The 6,415-nt window shown below is 36.5% G+C and carries 6 protein-coding genes and 2 pseudogenes; 6 read left to right on the top strand and 2 right to left on the bottom strand.

Annotation, left to right across the window (positions count from 1 at the left end; all coding sequences use genetic code 11):
• Positions 1–78: 78 nt before the first annotated feature.
• Positions 79–705, bottom strand: a complete 627-nt coding sequence (locus AT685_RS07905) for a DUF2520 domain-containing protein (RefSeq protein WP_072152214.1) — start codon at positions 703–705, stop codon at positions 79–81.
• 72 nt (positions 706–777) lie between these two features.
• Between AT685_RS07905 and AT685_RS08300 the strand changes: the two are divergent.
• Positions 778–1,362, top strand: a pseudogene (locus tag AT685_RS08300) (histidinol-phosphatase); the annotation flags it as partial.
• Here AT685_RS08300 and pfkA read toward each other — a convergent pair.
• Positions 1,354–2,319, bottom strand: a complete 966-nt coding sequence (gene pfkA, locus AT685_RS07895) for a 6-phosphofructokinase (RefSeq protein WP_072150029.1) — start codon at positions 2,317–2,319, stop codon at positions 1,354–1,356. The pseudogene AT685_RS08300 and the gene pfkA sit on opposite strands and share 9 nt — an antisense overlap.
• 135 nt (positions 2,320–2,454) lie before the next feature.
• Here pfkA and AT685_RS07890 point away from each other — a divergent pair, with 135 nt between their 5' ends.
• The 5 genes and pseudogenes from AT685_RS07890 to AT685_RS07870 form a co-directional block, all read left to right on the top strand.
• On the top strand, positions 2,455–4,278 hold the full coding sequence (locus AT685_RS07890) for a peptidylprolyl isomerase (RefSeq protein WP_072152212.1): 1,824 nt from the start codon (positions 2,455–2,457) through the stop codon (positions 4,276–4,278).
• Between the two features lie 203 nt (positions 4,279–4,481).
• A complete protein-coding gene (locus tag AT685_RS07885; RefSeq protein ID WP_072152211.1) occupies positions 4,482–4,916 on the top strand; it encodes an NADH-quinone oxidoreductase subunit A in 435 nt (144 codons plus the stop codon).
• A gap of 20 nt (positions 4,917–4,936) precedes the next feature.
• On the top strand, positions 4,937–5,452 hold the full coding sequence (locus AT685_RS07880) for an NADH-quinone oxidoreductase subunit B (protein WP_072152210.1): 516 nt from the start codon (positions 4,937–4,939) through the stop codon (positions 5,450–5,452).
• Positions 5,453–5,470: 18 nt separating this feature from the next.
• Positions 5,471–5,956, top strand: coding sequence for an NADH-quinone oxidoreductase subunit C (locus tag AT685_RS07875; RefSeq protein WP_072152209.1), 486 nt, complete (start codon positions 5,471–5,473; stop codon positions 5,954–5,956).
• 34 nt (positions 5,957–5,990) lie between these two features.
• Positions 5,991–6,415: pseudogene (locus tag AT685_RS07870) on the top strand (NADH-quinone oxidoreductase subunit D); the annotation flags it as partial.

Raw genomic sequence — 6,415 nt, 5'->3', positions numbered from 1 at the left:
TTTTATCTCACCCCTCGCATGCTTACAAAGTTTTGTATGAGTATGATAATCAACCACAGTTGAATTTCAACTTTGTTTTCATTTTCTTCCAATATATGAACTTACAAGGTCAAGCATTTTAGAGGCAAGATTTACGGATATGCTCTTCTTTTTAAAGGCAACCCTTATGGTTTCAATTGCAAGCGATGAATAAAGTGGCAGAATTTCGGGAAATTTATTTTTAAATTCATCAAGATGAAGCCTTACAGTTTCAATATCACCTCTTTCAATCGGTCCTGTGAGGGCGTTTACAACCCCCAATTCATCTGCGTTTTTAAGTGAAATTTCAATAAGCGGAGAGAGAAATTTATTGTCAATGCTTAAGTTTGCCTTCTTCAAAATTTCATCAATCGCATGAAGAAGTGAAATCATATAATTTGACGCAAACACACAGGCAATATGGTAAAGAATTTTCTGCGACTTTTCAATTGGAAAAACGTTGAAGTCAAAATTGTAAAAAATCCACTTAGTTATATCGTAAATTTTTCTACTGCCCTCAAGTGTGAATTTTATCTTTTTTATCTCATCAATGGAATAATCAAAGTGTGAAATAGAATAAACAGGATGAAGAGACCCAATCTCAGCACCAAGCCAATGCAAACACGAAAGAACATCGCTTGTAAGAACTCCAGAAGTATGGTAAACGACGAGATTTTTAAAATTCAAATTTTCAAGTTTACAAAGATTTTCAGCAACCCCACGAATTGCTGAGTCAGGCGTGGTGATGAATTCGGTGAGAGAATCAAAATAAAATTTGGTATTGAGGCTGAATTTATAGATGGAAAAATTGATTTCGTCAGGGACTTTGTCCGAAATGGTGATTTTGATTATGTCATCGGTTCAGTTCATTTTCTTGATGGATGGAATATCGCAAGCCATAAGGAGGCATGGAAATGGGAAGGGAAAGATGTAAATGAAGTTTATGAGGATTATTATCAAACTATTAAAAAACTTGTCAAGTCAGGGATTTTTGATATAGTTGGGCATTTTGATATGATAAAGAAGTTTGGACATCATGCAGATAAAAATTTTGAGGAGTTGATAAGGGAAATTTTGAAACTCATCAAGGAAAATGGCTTGTGTATTGAAATTAACACATCTGGGTTAAGGCATAAAGTTGGTGAAATTTATCCTTCGGTGGAGATACTTAAAATTGTAAGGGAATATAAAATCCCCCTAACCGTTGGCTCAGATGCCCATAGCCCTGAGGATATAGGCAGAGATTTTGATACTGCATATGAATTAATACAAATTTATAGTGGCGGTAAAATTTCAATTTTTGAAAAGAGGGAGAGGAAGGAGGTAAGTTTACGATCATATTGATAAAATTTTTGCGATTTTCAGGAGATATGGATCAAGTTCTTTTCTTCTATTGAAAGTTTCTTTTAGTGGTGTAAGTTTAATTTCTCCTTTTACTTCTCCAACCATTACATTAAATTTTCCATTTATCAATGCTTCAACGGCTGCGACGCCAAGTTTGCTTGCAAGGATTCTATCTCTTGCACTTGGTGCCCCGCCACGCTGTATATGTCCAAGTACAACGACACGGTAGTCAAATCCGTAAAGTTCTTTCACTTTCTTTGCTATCTTAAATGCGCCTCCTTCCTCGTCCCCTTCAGCGACGATAATTATACTGCTTGTCTTGTCTTTTCGGAAGCCCTTTAAAACATTTCTTATTTCCTCATAATCAGTCTGTTCTTCTGGAATTGCGATATATTCAGCACCTCCACCTATTCCAGCTTCAACTGCTATAAAGCCACTCGTTCTTCCCATAACCTCAACATAAAATAGCCTATCATGTGCATCTGCTGTATCTCTGATCTTGTCAATTGATTCAAGGGCTGTGTTAACTGCGGTATCATATCCGATGGTGTAATCAGTTCCGTATAAATCATTGTCAATTGTCGCGGGAATCCCAACGGATGGAATTCCATGCTCTTCATACAGGGCAACAGCGCCCCGGAATGTGCCATCTCCACCTATTGCAACAAGAGCCTCTATTCCGTGGTCTTTTAGATTTTTTGCTGCTTTTGCCCTTCCTTCTTTTGTCATGAATTCTTCGGATCTTGCGGTTTTCAGAATTGTTCCACCACGCTGAAGAATGTTTGATACGGATCTTGCCTGCAATGGTATAAATTCACCGTTTATCATACCTTGATATCCGTGACCAATTCCGATGACTTCAAGACCGTAGTAAATTCCTGCTCTTACGACTGCCCTTACACAGGCGTTCATTCCTGGTGCGTCACCACCACTTGTAAATACGCCTATTCTTTTCATTTTTTGTTTTGTGAACATGTTTGTTTTGAAAATCAGGTTTTAATTTAATCAAGCTGGCGAAAAAATACAAAATAGTTATTGAAGATTAACTTTATTTTGTTTAACTTTGATAAGAAATAAAACAAGTGCTTGCAAATGAGAAAAATTACGCTGGTTTTCTTGATTTCGTTTGTTTTAACGCAAATTCTTCGCTCACAATTCCCTTCAAAATCCGCACGGATAGGAAATGATACAATTGCAAAAGTGGGAAACAAAACTGTAACGGTGCGTGACTTTATTGAAAGATACGAACTTACGATATGGCAAGGGAAAGAGAGGAAAAATCAAGTTGATAAAAATAAGCTTGAGTTTTTATATTCAATGATTGCCGAAAAGTTGCTTGCTCTTAAGGGGCTTGAACTTGGGCTTGATGAAAATCCCGAGGTTGAAAGGGCAATTCAACAAACTGAAAAACTTCTCGTTCTTGATGCACTTTATAAACAGGAAATTAAAAACAAAGTTAATGTTTCTGAAAAGGAAATTATTGAGGCGCTCCCAAAGTATAATACAGAAGTTGAACTTCATTACATAGTTGCAGAAACAAAAAATTTAGCCGACTCGCTTTGGGGGCTTTTGAAAAGCGGTGAGGATTTTGATAGCCTAATGGCAAAAATTGGGCAGGAAAATAATATTGAAAAGTTAAGATGGGGTGAGATTTACGAACCGATTGAAAAAGTCGTCTATGAATATCTTTCAGTTGGTGAGATTTATCAGCCGATTCAGGTTGATTCGCTCTGGTATATAATCAGGCTTGCAAATAAAACATCAAAGTTTGGTTTAAGCCCCGATGAAATTGAGAGTGCTAAAAGTCAGGTTAGAAAGATAATTCAAGATCGGAAGGAAAGGCAAAGATTTGTTGAGTTCGTTAATGAATTTGGAAAGGGGAAAATGTTAAAAGTTGATGCACAACTTTTAAAACTTCTTTACACGGAAATAAATAATCTCGTTGAGAAAAAGAAATATGTCCGCAGGGCTGAAAATATCTCAGTTTATCCTCTTGCTCTTTTGAGGGATGATTTTCTGGATATAAAATCAAAACTTGCGAACTATCTTGACCATTATTTTCTTAAGGGTGATAGTTTTAATAGAACGCTTGATTATGTGATAGATCAAATTTCTTTCAAAGGTTTCGTTCTACATTCTGATAGGCAAAGTGTTGGAGGAACATTGAATAACCTTTTGAAGACGATAATTAATGAGGAATTTCTTGCTTTTGAAGGATACAGGCGTGGTTTGGATAAGTCCCCGGATGTTTTAAAGGACATGGAGATGTGGCGCGATGCTTATCTTGCTTATGCTGTTAAGAAAATGCTTCTTGATTCCTTAAAATTTAGCAATTTTATTTCAGCGGAAGAGCTTTTGAAAAGTTATTCAACCACCAAGGGGGAAGTGTGGGAGATAAAGATTCAAGAAATTCTTGTTGATGATATTGAGCTTGCTGATTCAATTTTAAAACTTGTTAAATCTGGGTATGACATGGGGGAACTTGCGAAAAAGTTTACAAAGAGAGAATGGGCAAGAGAAAACGAAGGGATAATAGGTTATGTTCTTTCAACCCAGCTTGGGGAAATAGGGCAAATTGCAAGCACGCTTGAGATCGGAGAAGTTTATGGTCCATTTTACACAGATGAGGGTTATTCAATTTTCAAACTTATTGACAAGAGAAAGCCGAAGGATACGCTTTATGTTGTAAATTATGATACATTTAGCGTTATTTTGAATAGATTGATAGCTTCTCTTGCTGAGAAATATGATGTGAGCGTTAAACCAGAAGTTTTGAAATCCGTTGAAGTTACATACATAAATACAATTGTTGTTCGTTTTCTCGGGTTTAATAATAGAATTCTTGCTGTCCCATTGCTTGAGCGGAATGTTGATTGGTTAAGATTTATGAAAAGAAAAAAATTACCTGTGCCTTGATGAATTAAAATTTGAATTTGTCCATCTGTTTTGATATATTTGCAAAGAGTTCTTTGAATTTAAGTTTTGAGATGTCGCTTAAATTTTTTGAAATGGTGTGAAACGTTTTGCTTGGGTATATGGGGTGTTTTTGTGAGATGATCGCCCTTGAGGTATTTCTCAAGAAGTTTCTTGCTTTGAGTAAAAATTAAAAAAGGAACTTTATGTTGAATGAATTTGTGAAGATTTTATTGTTTTTAATCATTAGTGTATTTTTTGTTGCTGGTGCTTTAATTGTAAATCGTTTTATTCGCCCTCACAGACCAAATACCGAGAAATCCACAATTTATGAATGCGGGGAAGAGCCAGTAGGAAATCCGTGGATTAGGTTTAATATCAGGTTTTACACTGTTGCTTTGATATTTTTGATTTTTGAAGTTGAGGTTGTGTTTTTATTTCCTTGGGCTGTGATTTATAAGGAACTTGGGTTATTTGCTTTCATTGAGATGGTGGTTTTCTTATTAATTTTGATCCTTGGCTATGTTTATGCATGGGCGAAGGGGGATCTTGAATGGGATAAACCAAGACCTACATATCTTGAGGTTTCAAAATTGAAGGAGTCTTTTATGGAATCAAAATCAGAGAAGGTTGAAATTTAAAAATTTAAGGGAAAGGTAAAATGGGACTTTTGGACAAAAGATTTGAAAATGAAAATATTGTCATAACAACGGTTGAAGATGTTTTAAATTGGGCGAGGTTATCATCTTTGTGGATGATGCAGTTCGGGCTTGCGTGTTGCGCAATTGAGATGATGGCTGCGTCTGCATCTCACTTTGATATTATGAGATTTGGTATAATTCCGAGGTCAACACCAAGGCAGGCGGATTTGATGATAGTTGCTGGGACGGTAACTTTAAAGATGGCTTCTCGCGTGAAAAGGTTATATGAGCAAATGCCCGACCCGAAATATGTGATATCAATGGGAAGTTGTGCAAATTGTGGGGGTCCATATTGGGAGCATGGTTATCATGTTTTAAAAGGCGTTGATAGAGTTATACCTGTTGATGTTTATGTTCCGGGTTGCCCGCCAAGACCTGAAGCATTGCTTGAGGGAATAATAAAGCTTCGTGAGAAAATTCGCAGAGAAAGTCTGGTAAAAAAGAAATTGCCACCAGTTTATATAGAGGAAAAATAAATAGAGGGAGAATGTATAATGCAGGCAAGTGAAATATATGAAAGGATAAAATCTAAGTTTGAGGATGCAATTGTTGAATTTAAAGCTGATGCAATCGTTGAGCCATATCTTGAGGTTAAGCCGGATAGAATAAGAGAAATTTGTGAATTTCTAAGGGATGAGCCTGAGCTTGCGTTTGATTATTTGATGTGTTTAAGTGGGGTTGATTATGCAAATGGCGCTCTTGGGGTTGTCTACCATATTTATTCAATGAAGCATGGACATAGATTTGTTTTAAAGGTTAAAGTTCCTGTTGAAAATCCAGTTGTTCAATCGGTTGAATCAGTATGGAAGAGCGCAAACTGGCACGAGCGGGAAGCTTACGATATGTTCGGGATCATATTTGATGGACATCCGGATTTGAGACGGATTTTGATGCCTTATGATTGGCCCGAGGGAAGTTATCCATTGCGAAAAGATTTTCAAGTTCCTGAATTTTACAACGGCATGAAAATTCCATATTGAAATAGATCCAAAAATAAAAACAGGTGTTAATTTAATGGCAACATTTGAAATAACGACTCGCTCGGTTAAGGGGGAATTGAAGACCGATACAATGATTTTAAATATGGGTCCTCAACATCCCTCAACTCATGGAGTTTTGCGACTTGAACTTGTGGTTGATGGGGAGATAATAGTTGATGTGATCCCTCATATTGGTTATCTTCATCGTTGTTTTGAAAAACATGCTGAGCAAATGACAAATTATCAACAGGTTATCCCTTATGTTGATAGGATGGATTATGTTGCAGCGATGGGTAATGAGCTTGCTTATGTTCTTGCGGTTGAGAAATTAATGGGCATAGAAGTCCCGGAACGAGTTCAATACATTCGTGTTATAATGGCTGAATTGCAAAGGATCGCAAGCCATCTTCTTGCTATTGGAACATATGGTCTTGATCTTGGTGCTTTTACTCCCTTTTT

Source organism: Candidatus Kryptobacter tengchongensis, assembly GCF_001458555.1.
Classification (GTDB): domain Bacteria; phylum Bacteroidota; class Ignavibacteria; order Kryptoniales; family Kryptoniaceae; genus Kryptonium; species Kryptonium tengchongense.
The sequence above is the reverse complement of the archived record's forward strand: the minus strand, read 5'-3'. Positions and strand labels throughout refer to the sequence as shown.

Coding starts and splice junctions, on each gene's coding strand:
- AT685_RS07880 (WP_072152210.1), top strand. CDS start 4,937: ATGGGACTTTTGGACAAAAGATTTGAAAATGAAAATATTGTCATAACA.
- AT685_RS07890 (WP_072152212.1), top strand. CDS start 2,455: ATGAGAAAAATTACGCTGGTTTTCTTGATTTCGTTTGTTTTAACGCAA.
- pfkA (WP_072150029.1), bottom strand. CDS start 2,319: ATGAAAAGAATAGGCGTATTTACAAGTGGTGGTGACGCACCAGGAATG.
- AT685_RS07885 (WP_072152211.1), top strand. CDS start 4,482: ATGTTGAATGAATTTGTGAAGATTTTATTGTTTTTAATCATTAGTGTA.
- AT685_RS07875 (WP_072152209.1), top strand. CDS start 5,471: ATGCAGGCAAGTGAAATATATGAAAGGATAAAATCTAAGTTTGAGGAT.